This window comes from Xanthomonas euvesicatoria, from assembly GCF_013112235.1.
Lineage (GTDB): Bacteria > Pseudomonadota > Gammaproteobacteria > Xanthomonadales > Xanthomonadaceae > Xanthomonas > Xanthomonas euvesicatoria.
In genome coordinates this window covers 4602165-4628486 of the sequence record NZ_JABFFS010000001.1, presented here as the reverse complement: position 1 = coordinate 4628486, position 26322 = coordinate 4602165, and the positions used below count along the sequence as shown (strand labels likewise).

The following is a 26322-nucleotide window of genomic DNA, read 5'->3' as shown; positions in this document are numbered from 1 at the left end:
CAATGAGCGCTATCGACTCCACCCTTGCCGACACCTTGCGTGAGCGCCGCCGTGCCGTGGATGGTGCGATGAGCCGCGACCGTGGCCGCTTGCTGGGCCTATGGTCGCGCTGGCAGGGCAAGCCGGGCAACCCGCAGGTGCGCGATGCGTTCGAGCAGGCGCTGGCGGCATCGCAGGCGCAACGCCAGGCGCGGGCCGAGCAGCAGCCGGCCATCACGCTGGACGACCAGTTGCCGATCGCACGCGAGGCCGAGCGCATCATCGCGCTGATCCGCGACCATCAGGTGGTGGTCATCGCCGGCGAAACCGGCTCGGGCAAGACCACCCAGCTGCCCAAGCTGTGCCTGGCGGCCGGACGCGGAGCCGCCGGGATGATCGGCTGCACCCAACCACGCCGGATCGCCGCGCGTGCAGTGGCCGCGCGCGTGGCCGACGAGCTGAAGACGCCATTGGGCACGACGGTGGGCTTCCAGGTGCGCTTCACCGATCGCGTCAGCGATCAGTCGCGCATCAAGTTCATGACCGACGGCATCCTGCTGGCGGAAATCGCCAGCGATCGTTGGCTGTCGTCCTACGACACCATCATCGTGGACGAGGCGCACGAGCGCAGCCTCAACATCGATTTCCTGCTCGGCTATCTCAAGCAGTTGCTGCGCAAGCGCTCCGACCTCAAGTTGATCGTCACCTCGGCCACCATCGATACCGAGCGCTTTGCACGGCACTTCGACGATGCGCCGGTGATCAGCGTGGAAGGCCGCACCTTTCCGGTCGAGGTGCGTTATCGCCCGCTGGAAGGCGATACGGGCGACAGCGACGATGGCGAACACGGCAGCGGCCGCGACGGCGAGCGCAGTGTCAACGATGCGATCGTGGCGGCCATCGACGAAATCACCCGCATCGACCCGCGCGGCGATGTGCTGATGTTCCTGCCGGGCGAGCGCGAGATTCGCGATGCGCACCAGTCGCTGGAACGGCGCAAATACCGCGAAACCGAAGTGGTGCCGCTGTACGCGCGGCTGTCGGCGGCCGATCAGGACCGTGTGTTCAACCCGGGCCCGCGCCGGCGCCTGGTACTGGCCACCAACGTGGCCGAGACCTCGCTGACGGTGCCGCGCATCCGCTATGTGGTGGATCCGGGGCTTGCCCGCGTCAAGCGCTACAGCCCGCGCCAGAAGCTGGACCGGCTGCATATCGAGCCGATCTCGCAGGCCAGCGCCAACCAGCGCATGGGCCGTTGCGGGCGCATTGCAGAGGGTATCTGCTACCGGCTGTATGCCGAAGCGGACTTTGCCGCGCGTCCGGCGTTCACCGATCCGGAAATCCGACGTTCCTCGTTGTCCGGGGTGATCTTGCGCATGCTGCAGTTGGGGCTGGGCAGGATCGAAGACTTCCCGTTCCTGGAGGCACCCGACGAACGCGCGGTGGCCGATGGCTGGCAACAGCTGCTGGAGCTGGGCGCCATCGATGTGCAGCGGCGTCTGACCGCCACCGGGCGCCAGATGGCGCGCCTGCCAGTGGACGTCAAGCTGGCGCGCATGCTGGTGGCCGCGCAGCAACATGGGTGCCTGCGCGAGATGATCATCATCGCCGCATTCCTGGGCATCCAGGATCCGCGCGAGCGCCCGCCGGAAGCGCGCGAGGCCGCCGATAACGCGCATGCGCTGTTTGCCGACGCGCGCTCTGAATTCGTCGGCATCCTGCGCTTATGGGATGCGTACCGGCAGGTGCATGAAGATCTCACCCAATCCAAGCTGCGCGACTGGTGCAACCGGCATTTCCTCGGTTTCCTGCGCATGCGCGAGTGGCGCGAGCTGCACCGGCAGCTGCGGTTGCTGTGCGAAGAACTGGGTTGGAGCGAAGAGCCGGCCAATGTGATGCTGGCGCCGTTGCTGGCCGGTGCCAGCGCGCCCGCCCGCGAGGACGGCCACAACGTCAACCGGCCCACGCGTGGCCAACTGCACCGTGCTGCGCGGCTGGCGCGCGAAGGCAAGCCGGATCCGAATGCAGCACCTGCGCAACCTGCACCTGCAGCGACGAACAAGCAGGCCGAGGCTGCCGAAACCTCGGCGCGAACCACCGAGCGCGAGCGTGCGGCGGCGTATCAGGCGCTGCATCGCGCGCTGCTGGCGGGCCTGCCGACGCAGATCGGTCATCGCACCGAAAAAGGCGATTATCTGGCCGCGCGGCAACGCCGCTTCGTGCCGTTTCCGGGTTCCGCATTGGCGCGCAAACCGCCGCCGTGGATTCTGGCGGCCACGCTGCTGGACACGCAGAAAGTGTGGGGCATGACCAATGCCGCGATCGAGCCGGATTGGGCGATTGCCGAGCTGCCGCATCTGCTGGCGCGCAAGCATTTCGATGCGCACTGGTCGCGTGCGCAGGGGCAGGTGGTCGCTTCGGAACAGATCAGCCTGTTCGGGCTGGTGCTGGCGCCGAAAAAGCCCGTGCATTTCGGCAAGATCGATCCGGCCGCAGCGCATGACCTGTTCGTGCGCCAAGGCCTGGTGACGGGCGAAATCAATACGCGGGCCGCATTCGTGGCCGACAATCTCAAGGTGCTCGAGCAGGCGCGCGAAGAAGAGGCCAAGCTGCGTCGTGCCGGTATCGTTGCCGACGAAGGCTGGCAGGCGCGCTGGTATCTGGATCGCATTCCGGCCGAGCTGCATTCGGCCAGCGGTCTGGATGCGTGGTGGAAGAGCTTGCCGCCGGACAAGCGCCGCAGCCTGCATTGGTCGTTGAACGATCTGCTGCCGGGCGAAGGCAGCGAAGCCGATCGCTTTCCGAAATATTTCCCAATCGGCGATGCGCGCTTGCCGTTGCATTACCGCTTCGAGCCGGGGGCCATCGACGACGGCGTGACGCTGGAGGTGCCGTTGCACCTGCTCAATGCGCTGGATCCGGCGCGCCTGTCGTGGCTGGCGCCGGGCTTCGTCGCCGACAAGGCGTCTGCGTTGATTCGTAGCCTGCCCAAGGCGCAACGCCGCAACTATGTGCCGGCACCGGATTTCGGACGTGCGTTTTACGAGGCATTTAGCATTGCCTCGGCCGACGATATCCGCGGCGAACTGGCGCGCTTTCTGACCAAGGCCACCGGGACGCAGGTGACGGCACTGGATTTCGATGAGCAGGCGCTGGACACGCATTTGCTGATGAACCTGCGCCTGCGCGATGACGACGGCAGGGTGCTGGCCGAGTCGCGCGATCTGGACGGGCTGCGTGCGCGCTTCGGCGAGCGCGCGGGGCAGGCATTCGCCGCACGGGCCGGGCGCGCGCTGGCCGCCGAGGGCCTGCGCGACTTTCCGAGTGCGCCGATTCCCGAACAGGTGGCCGGCGAGGCCGGCGTGCCGGCATACCCGGCGCTGGTGGATCAGGGCGACAATGCGGCGCTGCGTATCTTTGCAGACCGCAACGACGCTGCGCGGGCGCATCCGCGCGGCGTGCGGCGCTTGCTGGAAATCGCATTGGCCGACAAGATCAAGCAGGTGCGCAAGCAACTGCCGGTGTCGCCCAAGACCGGTCTGCTGTATGCGGCGATCGAATCGCAGGAACGCCTGCGTGGCGATCTGGTCGATGCGGCGCTCAATGCCGTGCTGGCCGATGGCCTGGGCGCCATTCGCGACCCCGGCGCGTTTGCGCAGCGCCGCGACGATGCGGGCAAGCGGCTGTTCGGCGAAGCGATGGAGCGTTTGAAGTTGGCCGAAAGCATCCTGGGCGCCGTGGCCGAACTCAAGCCACTGCTGGAGGCGCCGTTGATGGGCTGGGCACGCGGCAACCTGGACGACATGGAGCAGCAACTGCGCGCGCTGGTGCATGCAGGCTTCCTGCGCGACACGCCGGCCGATGCATTGGCCAATTATCCGCGCTACCTCAGGGCGATGATCCTGCGTACCGAGCGCGCAAAGCGCGATCCTGCGCGCGACCAGGCGCGCATGCTCGAGCTCAAACCGTTCGTGGATGCAGTCGAAGCCGCCGCTGCGCACGGTTTGCAAGACCGCCAAGAGTGGCAGGCGCTGCGTTGGGATCTGGAAGAACTGCGCGTGTCGGTCTTTGCGCAGGAGCTGGGTGCCAAATCCGGCGTTTCGGCGAAGAAACTGTCGCAACGGGTCGCTGCACTGCGCAGTTGAGCCTTCGGTCGGGCATGTATCCGAACAAAGCCGCGTGCGTCTTTATAAGGCACGCGGCGTGCGCCTCCGATGCTGAGAACGGCCCGTATATCGTCGCGAGCAGTCGGCAGATCGGCGCAGACGGTGCGCTCGAAGCCGGGGCGTACAAGTGGTACGCCCGGCTACGAGCACCGACCGCGCCCGCCTGGCGGTGAGCGCAGTCGTTGCTAGCTGCGCTAGAACTTCAGGTGCAGGCTGGCCATGTAGCGGCGTCCGCTCTTGTAGCGTCCGGCCAGGTGGTCCCTGTCGCCCAGATACTGCAGGTATTGCTCGTCCAGCAGGTTCTGCGCATCGACCTGCAGCGACCAGTTCGGGCTGAAGGCATAGCCGATACTGGCGCCGAGTTCGGCGTAATCGTCCACGCTTGCCGGTGCCGCACCGGCCACATAACCGCCGGCCAGATAGCTGTCGCGCCAGTTGTAGGTCAGCCGGGCATTGAGTGGGCCTTTTTCATAGTAGGGGCTGAAGGCGAGGCTGTTGCGCGATTGGTAGGGCAGGGCATCGCCGGTGTTGTTTTCGCCGGCGGCATAGGTGTAGTTGGCGGTCAGGCCGAAGCCGCTGTCGCCGAACGGTTGCTGGAAGGAGATGTTGAAGCCCTTGACCTTGCCATCGCCGGCGTTGCGCGGCCGCTGGATGCTGTAGTCGCAATAGCCATCGGCGGTACAGCCGTTGCTGCCGAGCAATTGCGCCCAGCTCTGCGGCGCAGTGTCGCGCAGTGCGTTGTACTGGCGCTCCACGCTGGCGCTGGTGTCGATGTAGTTGTCGATCTTCTTGTAGAACACCGACCACGCCACCACCGCTTGCTGCGCGAAATAATATTCGGCAGAGAGATTGAAGTTCCAGGATTCATACGGCGACAGGTCTGCATTGCCGCCGCTGCCGGTCAAGGTGGTGTCGTTGAGGAAGGTGTTGTTGACCATCTGGTTGTACGGTGCCCAGGCGAGGACCTTGGCCGCAGCGAAGCGGAATACCCAGTCGTCGCTGGTGTCGTACGACAGCGTCAGCGAAGGCAGCAGAAAGTCTTCCTTGCGGGTGCGGGTCTGCCACAGGCTGCCGGCGTCGGCGAGGGAGGGCGTGCCGCTGTAGACGAAGCCACTGCCTTCGGTCTTGGAATCCACGTAGCGCACGCCGAGATTGCCGCGCAGACCGCCGCCGGAAAAATTCAGCTGCGCGTAGGCCGCATTGTTGGTCTGCTCCAGCGCCCAGCTGTTGTTGAGGTAGCTGGCCGGATCCGGCGCGCTGTAATCGACCGGGCTGTTGCGGATCCAGTTCAGCACGTTGTTGCGACCTGCCTGTATATGTCGGCCGTGATCGGGATAGAACCCCTGCAGATCGGTGAGCCCGATCGTGCCCACGTCGGCCAGGGTGCCGGGGGTGACACCACCATAGACATTGAGCTCGAAGCGCTCGTCATGCTTGCCGTGGCGCACGCCCAACAGCAGTTGATTGAACACGCCATCGAACTGCAGATTGAAATCCAGCTGGCCGTAGGTGTCTTTGCTTTCGGTAGAGAAGATGCCGTTGTTGCCGAACCAGCCGCCGGCCGAACCCCAGTTGGCGGGATTACGTGCCGCTGCGGAATCGTCGAAGCGGATGCCGCGGCGGGTGTCCCAGCTGAAGCCGCCGTTGTAGAACGGCTCGATGAAGTATTGCGAGAGATCGTTGTTCTCGGACTTGCTCTGGCCCACCTGTCCGTTCAAGCCCCAACCCTCGCCGCGGAAGGCGCCGCGCAGGTCCAGTCCTTTGGTGGTCACCTCCGATTCGCGCACGTTGTTGTCGTAGATCACCGTGCCGCCGAGCGGGATCGCATTGGCGCTGGAGTGGCCACTGGTGACCACGCCGTTACGGACGCCGCCAAGTTGGTCCACCGCCGCCACGGTGCCGGCATTCCAGGTCAAAAAGCTGTACATCGACTGGTTGTAGTTGTCGAAGTTCTCATTGATGTACAGGCCGCTCAGATTGAACTCCAGCGCCTCGCTGGGCTTGAGTTGCAGGTTGACCACGGCGCTGTCGCGCTCGCGATCCTGCTGGAACCAGGCCGCGTTGATCGAGTTGGGTACATCCGCATCGGCAGGCACGCCGCCTGCGGCATTGGCGAAAGTGCTGGCCGGTGCGTAGCCGAACACTTCCATGCCGCGGCGGTCGACGCGTTCTTCGTAGTGCTGCGCCGACACCGCAATGCCGAAGGTCTGCGCCGCGTTCTTCCAGCTGTAGAGCAGTGCCGCGTTGGGTTTGCCCTGGCTGGCCTGGTCGCTGTAGCTATAGCCGATGGACGCAGCCACTTCGTTGGCCTTCAGATCCAGCGGCTGCCGCGTGTGCATTAGCACCGTGCCGCCCAGGCTGCCTTCGGTCAGGCGCGCTTCGGAGGATTTGAGAATTTCCGCACGGCCCAGGATCTGCGGGGCCAGCAGGGTGTAATCGAACCCGCGGCTGGGCTGTTCGCCATAAAGCCAGATCGCCTGCGCAACCGGATGCCCGTCCAGGAACGACAGATTGAGGCTGGGGTCGGTGCCGTCGATACTCACGCGCTCGCCTTGTCCGAAGCGCCGGTCCAGGGTGACGCCGGGAATCTGCGAGAGCGCTTCGGCCACGTTGGTGCTTGGGAATTTACCGATGTCTTCGGCGGTGATCGCCTCGGAGATGCCGGTGTTGTTGCGTTTGGTATCGAGCGATTTTTCCAGGCTGGCGCGGATGCCGACCACCTGGACGGCATCCAGGTCGGTGGCTTGCGTGCCAGCGCCGTCCTGGGCTTGCGCAGCGAATGCCAGCGATAGTGCAATGGCGCTGGACAGCAGGGTGGTGCTGTATTTCATGATGTCTCTCCTCATCACGCACAGGGATGGACGGCGGGCTGCCGCTCGCCGGATGCGGGGTCTTGCAGACGCGCGCTCGGGGTGGAACGCGTGGTAGATCGCTTACGACAGCTCGGTGTGGTGTTGCAGATACCAGTTGGCCGCGCCGAGCACGCCCAGTTGCCCGTGCTCGACCAATTTGACCGGGATGCGTTCGAGCACCGCGCGCATGTTTCCCTTGTCCAGGAAGCGCTCGGCGAATGTGCTGCCAGCCAGGAACTGGCCGATCGTCGGCAGGAAGCCCCCGGCCAGATAGATGCCACCGGCAGCGCCGTAGGCCAGTGCCATGTCGCCGACCGCGCTCCCCAGCAGGCCGCAAAAAATTTGCAGGCACTCGCGCGCAAGCGCATCGTTTTCGTGCAGCGCTGCGTGCGTCACGGCGGCGGGCAGGCGATGGAGCGGCGTTGCGCCATGCAGCTCGCACACCGCGTGGTAGAGATGCAGTAAGCCCGGGCCGGAAAGCACGTGCTCGAGCGGCAGATAGTGCCGGCCACGCAACAGGCGTTGCAGCAAGGCGTATTCGTGCGGGTGGGTGCTGGCCAGCGCGACCTGGCCGGCTTCGGTAGCCAGCACGATTGCGCGTGGCTTGGCATCGATCCACAGTGCTGCACCCAGACCGGTGCCGGGGCCGACCACCAGAATCGGACCGTTGGCGCGCGCATGGCGCGGCGTGGGCCCGCTCAGCTGCAGCACGGCGCGTTGTTCCATCTGCGGCGCTGCGTAGGCCACCGCCTCGAAATCGTTGACCAGGTGCACGTTGCGCACCGCCAGTGCGGTACCGATGCGGCTGGGCGAAATCGTCCAGGGCAGGTTGTTGCTGATGAAGCTGCCATCGTCCAGCGCTACGCCGGCACTGGCGATGACCACCGCATCGACGCGGCGCCGCTGTTGCAGGAAGTCCTCGAGGATGGCCTGGAGACTGGCGTGTTCGGCGCAGCGATAGGTGCGGTAATGCGAAAGCTCGATGGCTGCATCGCGCGTCTGCAGCATGTGCCCGACACGCACATGCGTGCCACCGACATCGGCAGCGACGAAGCTGGTGGCAACGGGGACATCGGGCGAGGCAGAGGCGTAAGCGGAACGCGAAATCGCAGCCACATTCAGTCCTTTGGTCCGTCTGACCGGCCGATGCCGTCAGCGAGTAGGGGCCTGTGTAGGAGTTAGTGACAACGATGTCAATGGATCAGTCGGGTTGGATCGATCTTGGTGGCGTGCTCAAGTGCAAAACCGTGCCATTTGGCATTGTCTGTGCGGACTTCATTGCGCAACGTGGACAAATGCGTCCAACGTGGCGCGGTGGTTGCCGAAAAGCCGACCCGGCAACTGGCGCATGGCGCTCAATTGCCCGCGAGGTGCTTCAGCCGGCGATCGCCATCGTTCAAGAACTGCGTCAGCGCACGGCGGCAGCGGTGGGCACGCCGGGCAATGTGCTGCAGGCCGCGTTATCGGTGGGCGGTGCCTGGGTGGGGTAACGCTGCTTGCCGAGTACATAGGTCTGGCTGGTGGCAACGAATCCGTCCGCGTAAGTGGCTTCGACGAAATACGCGCTCCAGCCGTTCTCCGGAATCTGCACCGGTACCCGGACCGGGCCGCCGCCGGCAAGCGCAATGGGCGTGGCGCTGTAGCGTATGCCGCAGGCGTAGCGGAAATCGCGCGCGTGCGGATTATGTGCACTCCATAGCTGCACCTGCGTTGGCCGCTCGGAGGAGCGGAAGCGGATCTGCGGCGCTTGGCCCATACGCAACACATCGCTTACCTGCGGTAACGGGCGCTGCTGCTGCAGGCGCGTGATAAACGGCACCAGGGTATCGACGACGGAGGCGCGGATATTGTGCGCACTGTTGGGCAGGACGCGCAGCGCCTTGCTGCCGGGTAGTGCGTCATAGAAGAACTGGGTGTTGTCCGGCAAAAAGAAGTCGTCGCCGCTGGCGTTGACGATGTACTTGGGCACCGCCAGCCGCGTGCGGTACGGCGTGTGCAAATAGCTCAGCGGATCTTGCAGCTGCACCAACTGCGCGAAGGCGGGGGTCTGCAGTTGTGAGGTGATGCCCTGCTTTGCATAGGCGTTGAAGGCGATCGGCCAGTTGCCGCCATAGGTGCGGGACATATGCTCCAGCACGGCCGGCATGTTGAGGATGTCGATCACCAATGGCGCCACCGCCTCCACGCGCCGGTCTGCGATGGTGGCGTGCCAGCTGGCCCATCCGCGTTTGGAGGCGCCGGCAAGGACGAAGCGATGGATTCGCAGTGGGGCCAGTTCGCGCTCGGCCAGGCTCATGGTGCGCGCAATCGCGGCCGCCATCGGCACATGCAGCGGCAGTGTCTTGCGCTGCTGCGGCGCCTTGAGAAACAGCGACCAGCTATAGGCCACGCTGTCGTCTTCGCGGCGCGGGGTGGCATCGCCCTGGTAGATCAGCGCCTGGTTGGGGATGTCGCTGAGCGCGATCACCACCGTGCGGGTGCGTTGCGCCAAGGCGGCCAGCGCTTCGGGCGCCAACTCGCTGGCCGGCTGCGCCGCACTGCCATCCGCCGGGTGACGCGTGCCATTGGTTGAGATCAACACCGCGCGCGTGGGCAAGGCCTCTGTCGGCACGTAGATCGCCACGTCATGCTGCCAGCGCGCCGGCGTGACCAGTCCCTCGGGCGACCAGTCCTGCGAGGTCAGCAGGTAGTCGCGCCGCTCGACACCGGCCACGCTGCTGGTGCCAACGCGCGTATAGGTCAGCGGTTGTTGTTCGATGGCATCGTGGTAACACACCAGGGCTTGCCCGAAGCCAACGTCCGGTGCATTGGCGCAGCGCTCCGCCGGCGACGCAGCGGACGCGATGGGATCAGCGGGCGCGACGCCTGCAAAGAGTGTCAGGGACGATAGCAGTGCAAGGCTGCAATAGGTCTTCGAGCGCATGCAGGTTCTCCAGAGTCCGTGCGTGTGGCCAGCGATTGCTGCGACCAATTGCGTGGGAAAAACGCGGTTAGCAGTGGCGTCAGCGACGGGTGGGGGGCGCGGTGTGTGCAGGAGTGTACGCGTGGTCGGAATCGGTCAGTAGGACGGCACCTATCGCTACCGCCAATGGCTGCGTGTGCGCGATGCTGAGTACGATGATTCGGCGCGCCAACGTTGGCTGCGCCTGGGCATGGCGGGTGCGCACTGACGCTTGCGCTCTGTCTGCCGCACCGGCGCCGCCTTGCGCATGCGTTGCTCTACGGCGAGCACATTGCAGCGGCTGGTTGCAATGTCGCATGCGCAACGCGCAGCGGCGGGATACGCGCGGCGCATGCCGATGCCGTGGGTGGCAACCGCTTTCGGCAGCCGCGCAAGCTCGGCGGAGGCGCTTACTTGATCCGCCGCACCTTGGCCGGGGTGTTGTAACCCTCGATCTGCAGATACCACACGCCGACCAGACCCGGCTTGATCTTGACCTTGGGTGCGTCCTTGCGCACGCCAGACAGGCTGGCGGCATCGGTCTGTTCCCACTCCTGACCGTTGGCCAGCGTGTAAACGCGGCCCTTGGCGAAGCCCTTGAATTCGCCAACCATGGTGCTCTCGATCGGCTCCTTGCTGCCGAAGTCGAAGAAGCCGCGGTTCTTGACGATCACTTCCTGGCGGCCGGCTTCCTTGGCCTGTTCGACCACCACTGCGGCCTCCTTGGCGACCTTGCCCTGCAGCCAATCATTGAGCGCAGCCAGTTCGCTCGCATTGAGTTTGTCCAGGCCGGCGGCCTTGAACTGTTCGGCACTCATCTGCGACTGCAGGTCGCCTTGCACCGCGCGTTGCGCCAGGGCAGGGGCGGCATGCAGCGCCAAGGTCAGGCAAACCAGCAAGGGAATGCGGCGCGCGAGCGACATGGAAGCCATCCGAAGAAGAGGAGAGGCTAGTGTAGACGCTGTTGGCGCATGCCGGCGCTGCCTATTCCAGCGGGTCTGCGGTGGCTGCTGCGGGGCGTTCTGGGCGGCGATAGATGAAGGCCGGTGCCGGCGATGCCGACTCCTGCTCGGCGGTTGCGCGCACCTGCGCATGGATGGGCGAACGTTCGCAGACCGGGTCCAGCGTGGCGGCATCGCCGCTGAGCGCCAGCGCCTGGCAGCGGCAGCCACCCCAATCGATCTCGCGCTTGGGGCAGCCCTGGCACACCTCCGGCATCCATGCGGTGCCGCGAAAGCGCACGAATGCCTCGCCGTTGTTCCAGATATCGGCCAGCGAACGCTCGCGCAGATTGTCAAAGCGCAGGCCGTCGATGGTTTCGGCCGCGTGGCAGGGCAGCACGTCGCCGCGCGGGGAGATATTGACGAAGCGTTGGCCCCAGCCGCCCATGCAGGGTTTGGGCTGGCGCGCGTAGTAATCGGGCGTGACGAAATCGATCGCCAGGCGGTCGCCGAGCTGGCGTCGCGCGGTTTCCACCGCGTCGATGGTGGCCAGCAGTTGCTCGCGGCTGGGCATCAGCGCAGCGCGGTTGCGCAGGCCCCAGCCGTAGTACTGGGTGTGCGCCACCTCGATGCGCTCGGCCTGCCATTCCAGCGCCAGCGCGATCATCCCGGGCACGCGTTCGGCGTTATGGCGGTGCAGTACCGCGTTGATCGTCAGCGGCAGGCCGCGGGCGCGGACCGCGGCGGCGAATTCGCGCTTTTTGGACAAGCTGTTGCGGTAGCCGGCGATGCGGTCGGCGCCGGCCGCATCCACGTCCTGCACGCTCAACTGCACATGTTCCAGCCCGGCCGCCTGCAGTTGGTCCAGCATTGGCTCGCCGCCGGCGACGCCGGAGGTGATCAGGTTGCTGTACAGCCCGAGTGCGCGCGCATGTGCGACCAGTTCGGGCAGGTCTTTGCGCAACATGGGCTCGCCACCGGAAAAATGCGCCTGCAGCACGCCCATGTCGGCGGCCTGCTGCAGCAGCGAGCGCCAGCCTGCGGTGTCCATTTCCTCGCGCAGCGCTGCCAGCGCGATCGGGTTGGAGCAATACGGGCACGCCAACGGGCAGCGGTGGGTCAATTCCAACAACACCGATAGCGGTGGCGGCGCGATGCTCATAGCCGCAGCAAACGCTTCTGATGCAGGGTATCGGTGAGTTCGATCACGTCCGCTTCGATTTGGGCCGCGTCCGCATCGAATTCTGCAGCCAGCTCCTGCGCGATCTGCGCCAGCGAGCGCGTGCCGTCGTAGCGCTGCGCGACCACCAAGGCGATGTCGTCCAGCTCGACCACGCGTTCGGGCGCCAGCAATACCCACTGGTCGCGCGCACGGTCATGTTGCAGGCGCACGCCTGCACGCAGGGCCGGCTGGCTATGGCGGGTAATGCCGCTCATGCCGCGACCCGGCCGGCGTCGCGGTCCGGCACGAAGGCATCCGGCCAAACGATGCCTGGCGTCACGTAGGCCACATGCAATGCATCCAGCTGCGCCCACAGCACCGAGCACTTGAAATGCAATGCGGCCTTGACCAGCGCCTGTTTTTCGACCGTATCGGCATGCTGCTTGACGTAATCCAGCGCGAAATCCGAATCGCGTGGCGCCTCGGTCAGGCGATGCTCGAAATAGGCCAACGCTTCGGACGACACGAAGTCGTAATGCTTGAGCATGCCGGCCACGCGCTGGCCGATGATGTTGGGCGCGAACAATTCGGTCAGCGACGAGGCGATCGCTTCGAGCAGGCTTTTTTCGCGCACGAAGTGCAGGTACGCCTGCACCGCAAAGCGCGTGCCGGGCAGCAGCGCGCGCCCGGACTCCACCAGCGTGCGGTCCAGGCCCAGCGCGTCGGTGAGATGCAGCCAGCGTGCGATGCCGCCGTCGCTGGCGCTATTGCCGTCGTGGTCGAGGATGCGTTGCCTCCAGATCCGCCGCAGCGCGGGGTCTTCCATGCGCGCCAGAATCGCCGCGTCCTTCAGCGGAATGCAGCGCTGGTACTCGAAGCGATTCAACGCCCAGGCCTGTACCTGGCCTCGGTCGAGCTTGCCGTGGTGCAACAGCGCGTGAAACGGATGCTGGTCGTGATACAGGCGCGCGCCGATGGCACGCAGGTCTGCTTCCAGTTGGTCGGGGCTGAGCAGCGCAGTCACAGGGCGATCTCCAGGCCGTCATGGGCAACTTCCCAACCGCTGGCGCGCGCGCTGGCGAACTCGGGCGAGAGGGTGTTGAGCACGGGATTGGTGGTGTTGAGATGGATGAAGATCTTGCGCGCCACGTTCAACGGCGCGAACGCGGCGATGGTGCCATCTGGGCCATCGATGCTCATGTGGCCCATGCGTTGGCCGGTCTTCTGGCTGACGCCCAGCTGCACCATCTCGTCATCGCGCCACAACGTGCCGTCGAAGAACACCAATTCGGCGCTTTGCAGGCGCGCACGCAAGGCGTCGGTCATCGCAGCGCAGCCGGGAATGTAATGCATGCGGTGGCGGCCATCGTCGATGGTGAGCCCGAGGGTTTCTTCATCGGACCCCGCCAGGTCGCCGCCGCTGCGCGACTCCATGAACAAGGGCACCTTGCCGGGCACCGAGAAGGGCGTGAGCTGTAATCCGCACAGCACCAGCGGAGTGTCCAGCGCGAACGGCTGCCGGCTCACGTACTGCGGATTGACGGCGTCGAAAATGGGGTTCTGCGCGAGCAGGCCCAACACGCGGTTGCTGGCATGCAACGAGAACCGCTGGCTTTCGCGCATCGAGAGCAGCCCGGCGATGTGGTCGATCTCGCCGCTGGTCAGCAGCACCGCCTCGATCGGCGAATGTCGCAGCCCGTGCTGCGGCCACAAGGCCGGTGTCGCAAGAATTTGTTGGCGGAAATCTGGCGAGGCATTGATCAGCACCCAGCGCTCGCCATCGGCGCTGACTGCGATGCTGGCCTGGGTACGACGCTGGGCACCGTCTGTTTGCTGCCACGCCCGCAGGCTCGCGGGGGTGTGGCAATTCCACTGCGGGTGCCCACCGCCGGCCGCCGATCCCAAGACGATGATACGCATGGAGAACTGGACCTAATCTGCCGGCAACTGCCGGTCATGCATCAAGAGGAAAGCGGCAAGGTAAGCGTGAAACGTACAGGATCAAAACTCGCCGGAGACGTAGCAGTTGATTTCGGCGCCACAATTGACTTCACGAACGACAGGCTTCTTCCAGGTCTTCATACGGCTACCTCAGCAGTTGGGAAAAACGTCGCTGGCTGCAGGATGCAACGCACGACGTGCCCCGAGCATAGGCAGGCGGTCTGGCGCAGTTGTAAAGGGCACGTAAAAAGGTGCGTAGGTTCCGATTCCCGTGCGCAGCGCCGTGCCGCTTTTCGCGCCCGGCGGTTACGAATCAAGACGTTGCGGGGTGAACCTGGCCTAAGCACGCGCGTCCTCCCGCACGGCGAGCGCCGCGGTAAAACGCGTTGTGGAGAAGGTGACGCGCACGTTACCGTAGTCGTCAGCCTCCCGTTGTTGCCCGCCGCCGTGTCCACCGCTGTGACCAGTTCCTCATTTGATCGTCTGCAGGCGCTGCTGCAGCGGCCTGCCGTGGCCTCGATCGCGCCGGCAGTGCGCGACGCGCTGGCGCAGGCCTGGCAGGACCTGCCGCCTACGCAGACCGATCGCGTGCCGTGGGCATTGCTCGGCGACACCCTGGATGCATTGGCGCTGCTGGCCGCCGACGAAGCCACCCTGATTGCGGCGTTGCTGTTCGACTTGCCTGCCTTGCGCGGCGCGATCGCGGGCCTGCCGTGGCAACCGGCGGAGCGGCGGGTGGCGGTGGAAGGCCTGTTGGACGGCCTGGATGCAGCCGATCAGGTCTGGGCGCTGCATGCCGGACGCGAGGCCGGGCGCAACAGCGAAGGGTTGCGGCGTCTGCTGCTTTCCATCATCCACGACCTGCGCGTGGTGCCGATCCTGCTGGCACGGCAGCTGGCGCGCATGCGCGTGGCCGATCGTCTGAGCGAAGATGAGCGCCGCGCGCTGGCCCAGCTCACGCGCGACATCCACGCGCCGCTGGCCAACCGGCTGGGCATCTGGCAGGTGAAGTGGGAGTTGGAGGACCTGGCATTCCGGCATCTGGAGCCGGAGACCTATCGCCGCATCGCCCGCGAAGTGGACGAAACCCGCGTGGCGCGCGAGCGCTACCTGGAAGCGGTCAAGCGCACCCTGTCGGCAGCGCTTGCCCAGCAGGGCCTGCGCGCAGAGGTGAGCGGACGGCCGAAGCACATCTACAGCATCTGGCGAAAGATGCAGAAGAAGCGGCTGTCGTTCGATCAGCTGTACGACATCCGCGCGGTGCGGGTCATGGTCGAGGACGTGGCGGCGTGCTATGCCGCGCTGGGGGCGGTGCATTCGTTGTGGGCGCCGGTGCCGAGCGAGTTCGACGATTACATCGCCCGGCCCAAGGCCAACGACTACCGCTCGTTGCATACCGCGGTGGTCGGCCCGGAAGGGCGCACGATCGAAATCCAGATCCGTACCTTCGAAATGCACGCCCAGGCCGAACTCGGCGTGGCTGCGCACTGGAAATACAAGGAAGGCGGCAAGGGCGGCGAAAAAGCGTTCGATCGCAAGATTTTGTGGATGCGCCAGCTGCTGGAGCAGGTGCAGGAGGGCGAGCATGGCGAACTGGCCGGCGCGCTGGATGCCGAGCTGATCGAAGACCGCGTGTATGCGCTCACCCCCAAGGGCGAGGTGATCGATCTGCCGCAAGGTGCCACGCCGCTGGATTTTGCGTATCACGTGCACACCATGGTCGGGCATCGCTGCCGTGGCGCACGCGTCAACGACCGCATCGTGCCGCTGACCTACCGGCTGCGCAGCGGCGACCGCGTGGAAATCATGACCGCCAAGGAAGCGGACCCGCGCCGCGATTGGCTGCTGGCCTCCAACGGCTTTCTGGCCAGCGGGCGCTCGCGCGACAAGGTACGCGCCTGGTTCCACAAGCTGGACCGCGCGCGCAATGTGCAGGCGGGCAAGGACTTGCTCGATCGCGAGCTCAAGCGCCTGGGCCTGCAGCATGCGGATCTGAGCGTGGCCGCGCGCAAATTCCACGCCGAAAACGTCGACGAGCTGTATATCCAGGTCGCCCTGGGCGATACCGGCCCGAACCAGGTCAGCCGTGCGTTGCTGGAAGCCGAACGTGCCGCGTCCCAGCCGGCGATACCGGCGCCCCCGCGGCCGACCGCGCGGCGCGATGGATTGGGGAAATCCAAATTCACCGTCGAGGGAGTGGGCAATTTGCTGGTGCAGTTGGCGCGTTGCTGCCAGCCGGTGGCCGGCGAACCGATTGCCGGCTATCTCACCCGCGGTCGCGGCATCACCGTGCACCGCACCGACTGTGCGGCACTGGCGCGCCTGGCCGCCGCCCACCCGCAGCGCGTGTTGCCGGTGGAGTGGGGCAAGGCCGGCAGCGGCTATGAAGTGGATGTGCAGGTGCGCGCGGTGGACCGCCGCTGGCTGCTCAAGGACATCACCAACCTGATCGCCCAGGAAGACGCGCACGTGCTGGAAATCAACAGCGACAACGTGCGCGATACCGGCAGGGCGCAGCTACGGCTGCGCTTGAAGGTCAGCGATTACGACCAGCTGTCCGGCCTGCTCGGCAAGCTGGATGCGCTGCCCGGCGTGAGCGAGGTGCGGCGGCTGGGCTGAGGACGCCGCGCACCTGGCAAGAGCACGCGGTTGAAAACAGACAGCACATGAAAGAGGTGAGCTGTGCTTGCCTGACGATTCCCGATTCCCGATTCCCGATTCCCGATTCCCGATTCCCGAAGAGCCCACACCGCCTTCGCAGCCTCCACCGCTACCATAATGCGGTGAACGCGTCCCCGTCAGGTCGCGCCAAGGATGGACGCCACCGTATGTCTCCGCTCCCGCGCTGGGCCAGATCGCCCCGCCTCTGGGCGCCACTGCGCAGCCGTGCGCTCTGGCGCATGGTGTTGGCGCTGTGCGCCTGCTTGCTGCTCACCGTGATCGTGCTGCGCAAGCCGCTGGCCGATTGGCTGTGGCCGGACACGCGCATCCAGCAATTGTTGCAGCGGGGCGATGCGGCCCTGGCACGCGGCCAGCTCAGCGCCGCCAACGGCAACGGTGCGCGCGAACTGTTCGCCGCCGCGCTTGCACTGGACAGCGACCGTGGGGAAGCCCGTACCGGGCTGGCGCGGACCGGCGCTGCTGCGGTAGCGCAGGCGCGTGCAGCGGTTGCGGCAGGCGATGCCGCAGCAGCGCAGCGCGCGCTGGCGCTGGCCACCGCCCTGGAGACGCCGCAGGCGCAGATCGCCCCGGTTGCGGCGCGGCTGCGCGCGCTGCAGGCGCGTCGGGTGGGGCTGGATGCCTTGCTGGCGCAGGCCGCGCTCGCGCAGCAGCAGGGTCGCCTGGACGGCACGCCGGAGAGTGCGTTGCCGCTCTATCAACGCATCCTGACCCTGGCGCCCGACCGCACCGACGCACTGGAAGGCCGCGAGGACGCCCTGACCGATCTGTTGGCGCAGGCACGCCACGCACTGGCGCGCGATGCGCTCGGCGAGGCGTCGGCGTTGCTGGCCGCGGCCAAGCGTTACGACCCCGGGCATGTCGACATGCCGCTGACCGAAGGCCAGTACCACCGCCTGCTGGAACAGCGACGTCAGCGCGCGCAGGCCTTGCTGCGACGTGGCCGCCTGGCCCCGGCTGCGCGCGATTTCAACGCGGTGCTGGCCGCCGAACCGGACGATGCAATCGCCCAGCGCGGCCGCGATCAGGTCGCGGACGAGTACGCCGCACAGGCCAGCCGGCAGGCGGCGGATTTCCACTTCGACGATGCGCTGCAATCCCTGCGTCAGGCACAGCTCCTGGTGCCTGGCGCCGCATCGATCGTGCAGGCCGAGCAAGCGATTGCGCGCGCGCGCGACGCCCAGCGCGGCCCGGACGCGAGCCTGTCGCGGGGCACGCGCGAGCGCCGCCTGCGGGCATTGCTGCAGCGCGTTGCCGATGCCGAAGCGCAGCAACGCTGGATGACACCGCCTGGCGCCAGCGCCTATGACGCCGTGCGTGCCGCGCAGGCGCTGGCGCCACGCGATCCGCGTGTGCTGCAGGCCGCGGCGCGCGTGGTACCGGCCAGCCAACGTTGTTTCGAGGACGAACTGCGCAACAACCGCCTGCGCGCCGCGCGCGGGTGCCTGGATGCCTGGCAGGCGCTGACGCCCAATGCCGATGCATTGGCCGGTGCGCGACGCCGCCTTGCACAGCGCTGGGTGGCGGTCGGGAGCGAACGGCTGGGCCAGGAGGACGCAGCCTTCGCCCGCCGTGCGCAGGACGAGGCGCATCAGCTGGATCCGGGTTTGCCGGAACTTGCCGAATTCACGCGACGGGTCAAGGCGGTGGCCGAACAGCGGTGAGCGGTTGCTGGTGATGTGGGTAACGTGGAAGCCCGCCGAGCGTGTGTCGTCCCATGGTCTCAGGCCCGTGTTGCATCAGCTACAGGCACAGTCCTACGCTCCAAGCCCCCCTATTTGCATCAGATGCAATGTGTGCTGCAGACGCAGGTGAACCAAGCTGTGCAGCCTTTCAACCGGTACGCGATCAAGCTGCGATGCACAGTCCCTTCTCCGCCGGGAGAAGGTGCCGCGAAGGGCAGATGAGGGTGCGAGCGCAGCAGCGTGATGCGGCGCGAGCGGATCAATCGCCCATCATTGCGTGTACTGCGGCGTTTGGTGATCCAAACGATTCAGGCGCCAATCCCTAGCCACCTGCTCACCCCGCAATGAACAACTCGCGCACCGTCGCCCGTGCTGCGTCCAGCGAAAAATGTTCGGCCACGTTGCGCAAGCCGTTGTCGGCCAGGCGTTGCCACAGTGCTGCGTCCTGATACAGCCGCACGATTGCAGCGGCGAAGGCGTCCGCATCGTCGGCGACGCACACATCCTCGCCGTCGCGCAAGTGCATGCCTTCCACCGCGCAGGTGGTGCCGACCACCGGCTGGCCGTGCGCCATGCTCAGATTGATCTTGCCTTTCACGCCCGCGCCAAAACGCAGCGGTGCCACTGCGATACGCGCACTGTCCATGAACGGAACCAGATCCGGGACATGACCATGCAACTGCACGCCGGGGCACTCATCGGCCAGCAATTTCAGGGCGTCAGGCAGGTCGGCACCGATGCAGTGGAAGACCACCTCGGGCAGCTGCGCACGGACCTGCGGAAAGATGGCGCTGATGAACCATTGCACCGCATCCACATTCGGCGGATGACGAAAGCCGCCGACGAAGACCAGGTCGCGGCGTTGCGCAAAGCGATGCCCGCTGCCGGCGACTTCATGCAGGTTGGACAGCAGCGCGGTGCGGATGTGTGGCGCATCTGCGCGCAGTTGCGCCTGTTCTGCGGCCGACACCAGCACGGTGACATCGGTGGCCGCCATGATCTCCAGCTCGCGCAGGCGGGTGCGTTCTGCGCTGCGCAGCAGATTGGCATCGCCGGCCAGCTCGGCACCGCGGCGTTCGCGCAGGTAATGCAGGTCGACGGTATCGAACAAGGTGCGCGCCTGAGGCGCGTATTGCCTGAGCAACGGCAGGCAGGCATGCGCAACGTGGTGGCGTACCAGCAGCACCACCGCAAACCGCGCACCATGGCTGCGCAGCCAGCTGCCGATGCCTTCGAGAAACGGCGCGTACCAGACTTCGACACCGAGTTGCTGCAATGCCTGGGTGTGGCGCCCGGCGTGTTCGCGGCGTGTCGGCACGAAGACGACATGCGCGCCTTCCTCGCGCAGCAGGCGGATCAGGTTGAACTGCCGCAGCGAGCCTGAGTCGCGGTCCGGCTGCGGCACGCACTCGTCCAGGATCAACACCTGTCGCTGGTGGCGGTGCAGCAGCGCAGGCCCGGGCACGGTGCCGACCGGCAACTGCGTTTTCAGCGGCTGCTGCCATTTTTCGGCGAAGACGCCCTGATTGCGCACCTGGTAGGCCTTCACCCCGGTACGCGTATCGGTGCCGTTGCTGGTGCCCTCGTCATGCACCACCACGCTGGCCGGCTGCACCAGCACCTGATATCCGGCCGCGCGGACGGCAAACGCCAGATCGGTGTCTTCGTAATACGCCGGCATGTAGCGCCGGTCCAGCCCGCCCAGTGTCTGCAACAGCGCGCGCGGCAGCGCGATGGCCGCGCCCGAGCAGTAGTCCATCGCGCGGACATACGCATAGCGCGGGTCCTCGGACGATTCGAAGCGGCCGTAGCTCCAGGCGCTGCCATCGGCGAAGACCACGCCGCCGGATTCCTGCAGGCGCCCATCCGGATACACCAGTTGCGCGCCGACCAGACCGGCGGCCGAATACCGGGCAAAGGTGTCGATCAACCGGTCCAGCCAGCCAGGCTGCGGAATGGTGTCGTTGTTGAGCAGCACCACGAACTCGCCGCGCGCCAGCGCGATGCCGTCGTTGCAGGCTGCGATGAAACCGCCGTTGCTCGCACGCACGTGGTAGTGCAGGCCGGCGATCTGCGGCAACTGTTCAGCGGTGGCGTCGCTGCTGCCGTCGTCCACGACGATGATGTCCACACTCAGCAGCGGCGGATGCGCCGCCAGCGCGCGCAGGCAGGCCAGGGTGTGCGCAATGTGGTTGTAGACCGGAATCACTACCGTCACCCGCGGGGTAGCGCTGTGCGGCAGTGCGAACGCCGCAAACGGGGCGGCCTGCGGCAGCCACAGCGGCGTGCCCAGGGCGACCGGAGGCGCCTGTGTGTGTACGCGAATGCGCTGCCAGGTGGCGCGCCAGCCGCGCGTGCGCATGCTGGCCACGCTGCGGTGGATCAGGCCGAGGACGCGATTGAACAGATAGCGCGCATCGGCCAAAGACATCGACATTGCGTTGGAACTCCAGCGTGGTATGGCAGTGAACGGTGCGAGCAGCGCGCGGGTCGAGGCAATCGTTGCATCTGCCCGCGCAGTGTACGAACCATGCCTGCTGCTGCCGAGAACACGTCGCGCTTGGCGAAGCGGCGTCGGGCGTTTTGTTAGCCGCTCTTAACGGCCGACGGGGCCGGCAGGTCACAGCCATGACAGCGCTGCTAGACTCGCCGGACTCTACATTCTCGCATTCCTGTGCCCCGACGCCACGACAACGACGCTCCCGACGATTTCGAGGACGACACCAACGCGCAAGGCTCCCGCTGGCAACGCAGACTCATCGTCTGGGGATTTGCCGCGTTCGCGCTGGCGCTCGGTTTCCTGATTCCCTATACGATGTATCTGAACAAGCAGGTCACCCAGCGCTTTGGCGAACTGCGTTGGCAGATCCCGACCCGCGTATACGGCCGGCCGCTGGTGCTCGTGCCGGGCAACGCACTGGATGCGGCCACCCTGAAGACCGAGCTGGACGCGGCGTCGTACCGCGACGACGGTCAGGCGAAGCTGGCCGGCACCTACCAGCAGGACGGCAGCCGCTTCACCATCGCCAGCCGCGGCTACATCGATGTGGATGGACGCGTGCCGCCGCGCCGGGTCGAAGTCAGCCTGGCCGGTGGGCGCGTGGCCAGCCTGCGCGACGCCGGCGATCGCAAGGCGCTCAAAAGCGCACGCCTGGACCCGGCGCGCATCGCCACCCTGTACGGCCAGAAGCAGGAAGAGCGCCGCCTGGTGCGCATGGAAGAAGTGCCCGAGCTGCTGGTCACCGGCCTGCAGGCAGTGGAAGACCGCGACTTCAACAGCCACCACGGCATCGACCTGAGCGGCATGGTGCGCGCGGCCTGGATCATGGCGCGCTCCGGCGGCCAGGTTCGCCAGGGCGCCAGCACCCTGACCCAGCAGCTGGCCCGCAGCGGCCTGCTCGGCATCGGCAAGGAACAGACGCTCACGCGCAAGTTCAACGAGATCCTGTATGCGGTGATCATGGAGGCGCGCTACGACAAGCGCACCATCCTGGAGGCCTATCTCAACCAGGTCTATCTGGGCCAGCGCGGCGGCCAGGCGATCCACGGCGTTTCCTCGGGCGCAGAGCTGTGGTTCGGCCGCGACCTCAATTCAATGACCACCGAGCAGATCGCATTGTTGATCGGGCTGGTCAAGGGGCCCTCGTACTACGACCCGCGGCGTAACCCGGAACGCGCGCTGGACCGGCGCAATTTCGTGCTCGGCAAGCTGCACGAAAACAACCTGATCAACGACGCCGAATACAAGCGCGCACTGGCTGCGCCGTTGGGTGTGCCGACCGAGCCCGGCCTGGTCGCCGCCAACCGCTTCCCGGCGTATGTGGACCTGGTGCGACGCCAGCTGGCGCACGACTATCCGGAAGGCGTGCTGCAGGGCGCCGGCATGAGCGTGCTCACCGGCATGTCGCCGTCTGCGCAGGCGTATGCCGAAGGTGCAGTGACCGGCACCATCAAGCGGCTGGACAACAAGAAGCGACCGCCGCTGCAGGCGGGATTGGTGCTCACCGACGTGCACAACGGCGATGTGCTGGCCGTGGTCGGCAGCCGCGATGTGGCCAAGCCGGGTTTCAATCGTGCGGTGGAAGCGCAGCGGCAGGTGGGCTCGTTGCTCAAGCCGTTCGTCTACATGCTGGCCTTGGCTTCGCCGGACCGCTGGGCGCTGTCCAGCTGGGTCGACGACTCGCCGGTGACCGTGCAGCTCAGCCGCGGCAAGACCTGGTCGCCGGGCAATTCCGACAACCGCAGCCACGGCACGGTGCGCCTGGTCGATGCGCTGGCGCATTCCTACAACCAGGCCACGGTGCGGGTGGGCATGCAGGTCGGCGCGGACCGCATCGCGCAGCTGATCCAGGTCTTGGCCGGTATCAAGGCCGAGCCCAATCCGGCGCTGATCCTGGGTACCACCGACCAGAGCCCGTATGGCATGGCGCAGCTGTACCAATTCCTGGCAGCCGGCGGCGAGATCCAGCCACTGCATGCGGTGCGCGGTGTGCTCGACCCGCAAGGCAAGCTGCTCAAGCGCTACGACAAGACCCCGGCCCCGGCCCAGGAAGGCGACTCGGTGGCCGCCAACCTCATCAGCATCGGCCTGCAGCAGGTGGTCAGCGGCGGCACCGCGCGGCAGTTGCTGAGCGATGGCCTGGGGCGCCTGGCGTCGGCCGGCAAGACCGGCACCTCCAACGACGGTCGCGACAGCTGGTATGCCGGCTACACCGGCGACCATCTGGCGGTGATCTGGATGGGCAACGACCAGAACGCAGAGACCGGCCTGTATGGCGCCACCGGCGCGATGCGGGTGTGGTCGAGCATCTTTGCCCGCCTGCCGAGTGCGCCATTGAAAGTCAGTGGGAAAGGCCTGGATTGGCAGTGGGTGGACGCCAGCGGCACCGGCGTGACCGACCCGGGCTGCCCGGGCGCGCGCCAGTTCCCGTTCGTGGTCGGCTTCACGCCGGCCTACGCGCCGTGCGCGGGCAATGCGCCGTCGATCGAAGCTGCGCCCAGCGAAGCGGCCGCTCCTGCCGAACAATCCAGCGGCGGCGGCTGGCGCCGCTTCTTCGGCCTGGAAAAGAAGCCCGAAGACCCTGCCGCCGCCCCCGCCGCGGCTCCACCCACGCGTTGATTGGAATGACCCCATGAACCGACTGCACCGTTTGCTCGCCCTGATCGGCGTCCTGGCCGCACTCACTGCCTGCATCAGCGCACCGCCCGCGCCGCCGCCGACCCCGGTGGACCCGACCACTCCGACCCAGCGGCTGTTGCTGATCGAACGCGAGGCCGGCGCAGACGACACCGAACTGTCGGTGCAGCCACTGCGCGACCCGCAGGTGGATGATTTGCGCGACACCGCCAAGAGCAAACGCCAAGCCGGCGATCTGGCCGGCGCCGCTGCGGCCCTGGATCAGGCGCTGGGCCTGGTGTCGGGCGACCCGGCGATTCTGCAGGAACGTGCCGAAGTGTCCGTGTTGCAGGCCGACTGGCCGGCAGCCGAACGCTTCGCCAAGCAGGCGATCGACCTGGGGTCCAGGACCGGGCCGTTGTGCCGTCGGCATTGGGCGACCATCGAGCAGTCGCGTCTGGCGCGTGGCGAAAAGGAAAACGCGGCCTCTGCCAAGGCGCAGATTGCCGGTTGCACCGTGCCAGGCGTGAAGCGGTACTGAGGCCGGCGATCGGAGCGACTGCGCATGCCGCAAGGCGGGCACGGTGGATGCCTGGTGTGGCCGTGTCGTCGCGCGCTTTGGATGCCCGAGCACCTCGCGGCCAAGCTGACGAGGTACTCCTGGCTGCGTGGTGCGGTTTCAGCAAGCACAGGCAGGGCGCCCGACGGTTGCTGGCGCAGCCGTAGGGATGTGCGCACAAGCCCAACCCAGGCAGCGTCATCGCGCACGCGCTAGGCTGTCGTGCTTCCTGCCCGCTTTTCGTTCGGTCCCATGTCCCAACTTGCCACTGCCAGCATCGAAGCGCTCAGCGAGGGCGGGGCGCTTGCGCGCCAGCTCGACGCGTTCGCGCCACGCGCTGCGCAGTTGCGGCTGACTGGAGCCATCGCCGAAGCGTTCGAACAGCGCGATGTGCTGTTGGCAGAGGCCGGTACCGGCACCGGCAAGACTTACGCCTACCTGGTGCCGGCCTTGCTGTCCGGGCTCAAGACCATCGTCTCCACCGGCACGCGCGCGCTGCAGGATCAGCTGTTCCATCGCGACCTGCCGCGCGTGCGCGCCGCGCTGGGCGTGGGGCTGCGCAGTGCGTTGTTGAAGGGGCGCGCCAACTACCTGTGCAAGTACCGCACCCAGCAGGCGCGCGGCGAACCGCGCTTTGCCACGCCCGAACAGGTCTCGCAGTTCCAGCGCATCGTGGCCTGGAGCGGGCGCACCCAGTTCGGCGACATGGCCGAGCTGGAAGCCTTGCCCGACGACTCGCCGCTGCTGCCGATGGTGACCTCCACCGTCGACAACTGCCTGGGCACCGACTGCCCGTTCTACAGCGAATGCTTCGTGGTGCAGGCGCGCCAGCGTGCCCAGGCGGCCGATCTGGTGGTGGTCAATCACCACCTGCTGCTGGCCGATCTGGCGCTCAAACAGGAAGGTTTCGGCGAAATCCTGCCCGGTGCGCAGGCCTTCGTCATCGACGAGGCGCATCAGTTGCCGGAACTGGCGGCCAATTTCTTCGGCGAAAGTTTCGGCATGCGGCCATGGCAGGAGCTGGCGCGCGATTGCATGGTCGAAGCGCGCCTGGTGGCCGGCGCGCAGGCCAGCCTGCAGGCACCGATCCTGGCGCTGGACGAAGCCTTGCGCAGCCTGCGTGCCGGCATGGAAGGGCTGCCGCCGCGCGGCACGCAATGGCGTGCGCTGGCCAAGCCGCAGGTGCGCGAAGGGTTCGACGCCGTGCTGTCGTCGCTGGCACGGCTGGGTGAATCCCTGCTGCCGTTGCGTGAGGCCTCACCGGGTTTCGACGGCTGCACGGCACGTGCGCAGGAAGCGTTGAACCGCCTGTCGCGCTGGCTCGGCGAAGACCAGCCGGTGGCCAATTTCGCGCAGGACCCGCCGGAAGAGGTGGTCGACAACGATGTGCTCTGGTACGAACTCAGCCCGCGCGGCTTCCGTTGCCAGCGCACGCCGCTGGATGTGTCCGGCCCGCTGCGCGAACACCGCGAAAAATCGCAGGCGGCCTGGGTATTCACCTCGGCCACGCTGGCGGTGGGCGGCGAGTTCGACCACATCGCGCAGCGGCTGGGCTTGAGCGATCCGGTGACATTGCTGCAACCCAGCCCCTTCGATTGGGCGCGCCAGGCCTTGTGCTACCTGCCGCCGAACCTGCCCGATCCGGCCGCACGCGGGTTCGGCACTGCCTTGATCGGCGCGCTGACGCCGGTGCTGGAAGCCTCCAACGGCCGTGCGTTCTTGCTGTTTGCCTCGCACCGCGCGCTGCGTGAAGCCGCCGAAGCCCTGCGCGGCGCGCCGTGGCCGTTGTTCGTGCAGGGCGAGGCGCCGCGCGCGACCTTGCTGCAGCGCTTCCGCGATTCCGGCAATGGCGTGCTGCTGGGCTCGGCCAGTTTCCGCGAGGGCGTGGACGTGGTGGGCGATGCCTTGAGCGTGGTCGTGATCGACAAGCTGCCATTCGCCGCACCCGACGACCCGGTGTTCGAAGCGCGCCTGGATGCGATCCGTCGCGAGGGTGGCAACCCATTCCGCGACGAGCAGTTGCCGCAGGCGGTGATCGCGCTCAAGCAGGGCGTGGGCCGGCTGATTCGCAGCGAAACCGACCGTGGCGTGCTGGTGCTGTGCGACCCGCGGCTGGTGAACAAGAGCTACGGCCGCACCTTCATGAAATCGCTGCCGCCGTTTGCGCGCACGCATGCCATTGCCGATGTGCAGGCGTTTTTCGCGCCGGAACCGGGGGCCCGGGACCGGGCACCCGGGTAAAGGCGTGCGAACCGCTTCCGGCACCCGGGTGGGCGTCGTTGCCGGTTGGTTGGCGGGTGT

The 26322-nt window shown here is 66.6% G+C and carries 16 protein-coding genes; 6 read left to right on the top strand and 10 right to left on the bottom strand.

All coding sequences use genetic code 11. From position 1 onward, the window contains the following. Positions 1-2 precede the first annotated feature (2 nt). On the top strand, positions 3-4124 hold the full coding sequence (gene hrpA, locus HLH45_RS19800) for an ATP-dependent RNA helicase HrpA (protein WP_008578044.1): 4122 nt from the start codon (positions 3-5) through the stop codon (positions 4122-4124). Positions 4125-4339: 215 nt separating this feature from the next. On the opposite strand, the gene HLH45_RS19795 is transcribed toward hrpA, so the two are convergent. The 9 genes from HLH45_RS19795 to pqqA all read right to left on the bottom strand — a co-directional run bounded on the left by HLH45_RS19795 (position 4340) and on the right by pqqA (position 14123). Beyond that, positions 4340-6976, bottom strand: a complete 2637-nt coding sequence (locus HLH45_RS19795; protein WP_008578043.1) for a TonB-dependent receptor — start codon at positions 6974-6976, stop codon at positions 4340-4342. Positions 6977-7078: 102 nt separating this feature from the next. Next, on the bottom strand, positions 7079-8113 hold the full coding sequence (locus HLH45_RS19790; RefSeq protein ID WP_033478947.1) for a glucokinase family protein: 1035 nt from the start codon (positions 8111-8113) through the stop codon (positions 7079-7081). A 292-nt stretch (positions 8114-8405) separates the two neighbouring features. Beyond that, positions 8406-9920, bottom strand: coding sequence for a PhoPQ-activated pathogenicity-related family protein (locus tag HLH45_RS19785; protein ID WP_008575228.1), 1515 nt, complete (start codon positions 9918-9920; stop codon positions 8406-8408). Between the two features lie 428 nt (positions 9921-10348). Next, complete coding sequence (locus HLH45_RS19780; RefSeq protein WP_014090790.1) at positions 10349-10861, bottom strand: hypothetical protein; 513 nt, start codon at positions 10859-10861, stop codon at positions 10349-10351. Between the two features lie 61 nt (positions 10862-10922). After that, entirely contained in the window at positions 10923-12041 is a 1119-nt protein-coding gene (pqqE, locus tag HLH45_RS19775; RefSeq protein WP_008575225.1) for a pyrroloquinoline quinone biosynthesis protein PqqE, read from the bottom strand. Then, entirely contained in the window at positions 12038-12316 is a 279-nt protein-coding gene (gene pqqD, locus HLH45_RS19770; protein ID WP_008575224.1) for a pyrroloquinoline quinone biosynthesis peptide chaperone PqqD, read from the bottom strand. Before pqqD ends, pqqE begins: the two co-directional genes overlap by 4 nt. Then, positions 12313-13065 (bottom strand): pyrroloquinoline-quinone synthase PqqC, encoded by a 753-nt coding sequence (pqqC, locus tag HLH45_RS19765; protein WP_008575222.1) that lies wholly within the window; start codon positions 13063-13065, stop codon positions 12313-12315. Before pqqC ends, pqqD begins: the two co-directional genes overlap by 4 nt. Next, on the bottom strand, positions 13062-13961 hold the full coding sequence (pqqB, locus tag HLH45_RS19760; protein WP_008575220.1) for a pyrroloquinoline quinone biosynthesis protein PqqB: 900 nt from the start codon (positions 13959-13961) through the stop codon (positions 13062-13064). The genes pqqC and pqqB overlap by 4 nt, the downstream gene beginning before the upstream one ends. 81 nt (positions 13962-14042) lie before the next feature. Beyond that, on the bottom strand, positions 14043-14123 hold the full coding sequence (pqqA, locus tag HLH45_RS19755) for a pyrroloquinoline quinone precursor peptide PqqA (RefSeq protein WP_002812057.1): 81 nt from the start codon (positions 14121-14123) through the stop codon (positions 14043-14045). 291 nt (positions 14124-14414) lie between these two features. Here pqqA and HLH45_RS19750 point away from each other — a divergent pair, with 291 nt between their 5' ends. Both HLH45_RS19750 and HLH45_RS19745 read left to right on the top strand, forming a co-directional pair. Further along, positions 14415-16601: a RelA/SpoT family protein gene (locus HLH45_RS19750; protein ID WP_008575218.1), complete on the top strand. Its 2187-nt coding sequence runs from the start codon at positions 14415-14417 to the stop codon at positions 16599-16601. Positions 16602-16882: 281 nt separating this feature from the next. Further along, positions 16883-18325: a hypothetical protein gene (locus HLH45_RS19745; protein ID WP_041469761.1), complete on the top strand. Its 1443-nt coding sequence runs from the start codon at positions 16883-16885 to the stop codon at positions 18323-18325. 355 nt (positions 18326-18680) lie between these two features. Here the strand turns inward: HLH45_RS19745 and HLH45_RS19740 are convergent, their stop codons facing one another. Next, on the bottom strand, positions 18681-20783 hold the full coding sequence (locus HLH45_RS19740; RefSeq protein WP_008575207.1) for a glycosyltransferase: 2103 nt from the start codon (positions 20781-20783) through the stop codon (positions 18681-18683). Positions 20784-21020: 237 nt separating this feature from the next. Here HLH45_RS19740 and mrcB point away from each other — a divergent pair, with 237 nt between their 5' ends. The 3 genes from mrcB to HLH45_RS19725 all read left to right on the top strand — a co-directional run bounded on the left by mrcB (position 21021) and on the right by HLH45_RS19725 (position 26262). Further along, the gene (mrcB, locus tag HLH45_RS19735) at positions 21021-23465 is read left to right on the top strand and encodes a penicillin-binding protein 1B (RefSeq protein WP_008575205.1); all 2445 of its coding nucleotides are present in this window, start codon (positions 21021-21023) and stop codon (positions 23463-23465) included. Between the two features lie 13 nt (positions 23466-23478). Next, positions 23479-24003: a hypothetical protein gene (locus tag HLH45_RS19730; protein WP_008575203.1), complete on the top strand. Its 525-nt coding sequence runs from the start codon at positions 23479-23481 to the stop codon at positions 24001-24003. A gap of 270 nt (positions 24004-24273) precedes the next feature. After that, entirely contained in the window at positions 24274-26262 is a 1989-nt protein-coding gene (locus HLH45_RS19725) for a DNA repair helicase YoaA (RefSeq protein WP_008575201.1), read from the top strand. Positions 26263-26322: the final 60 nt, after the last annotated feature.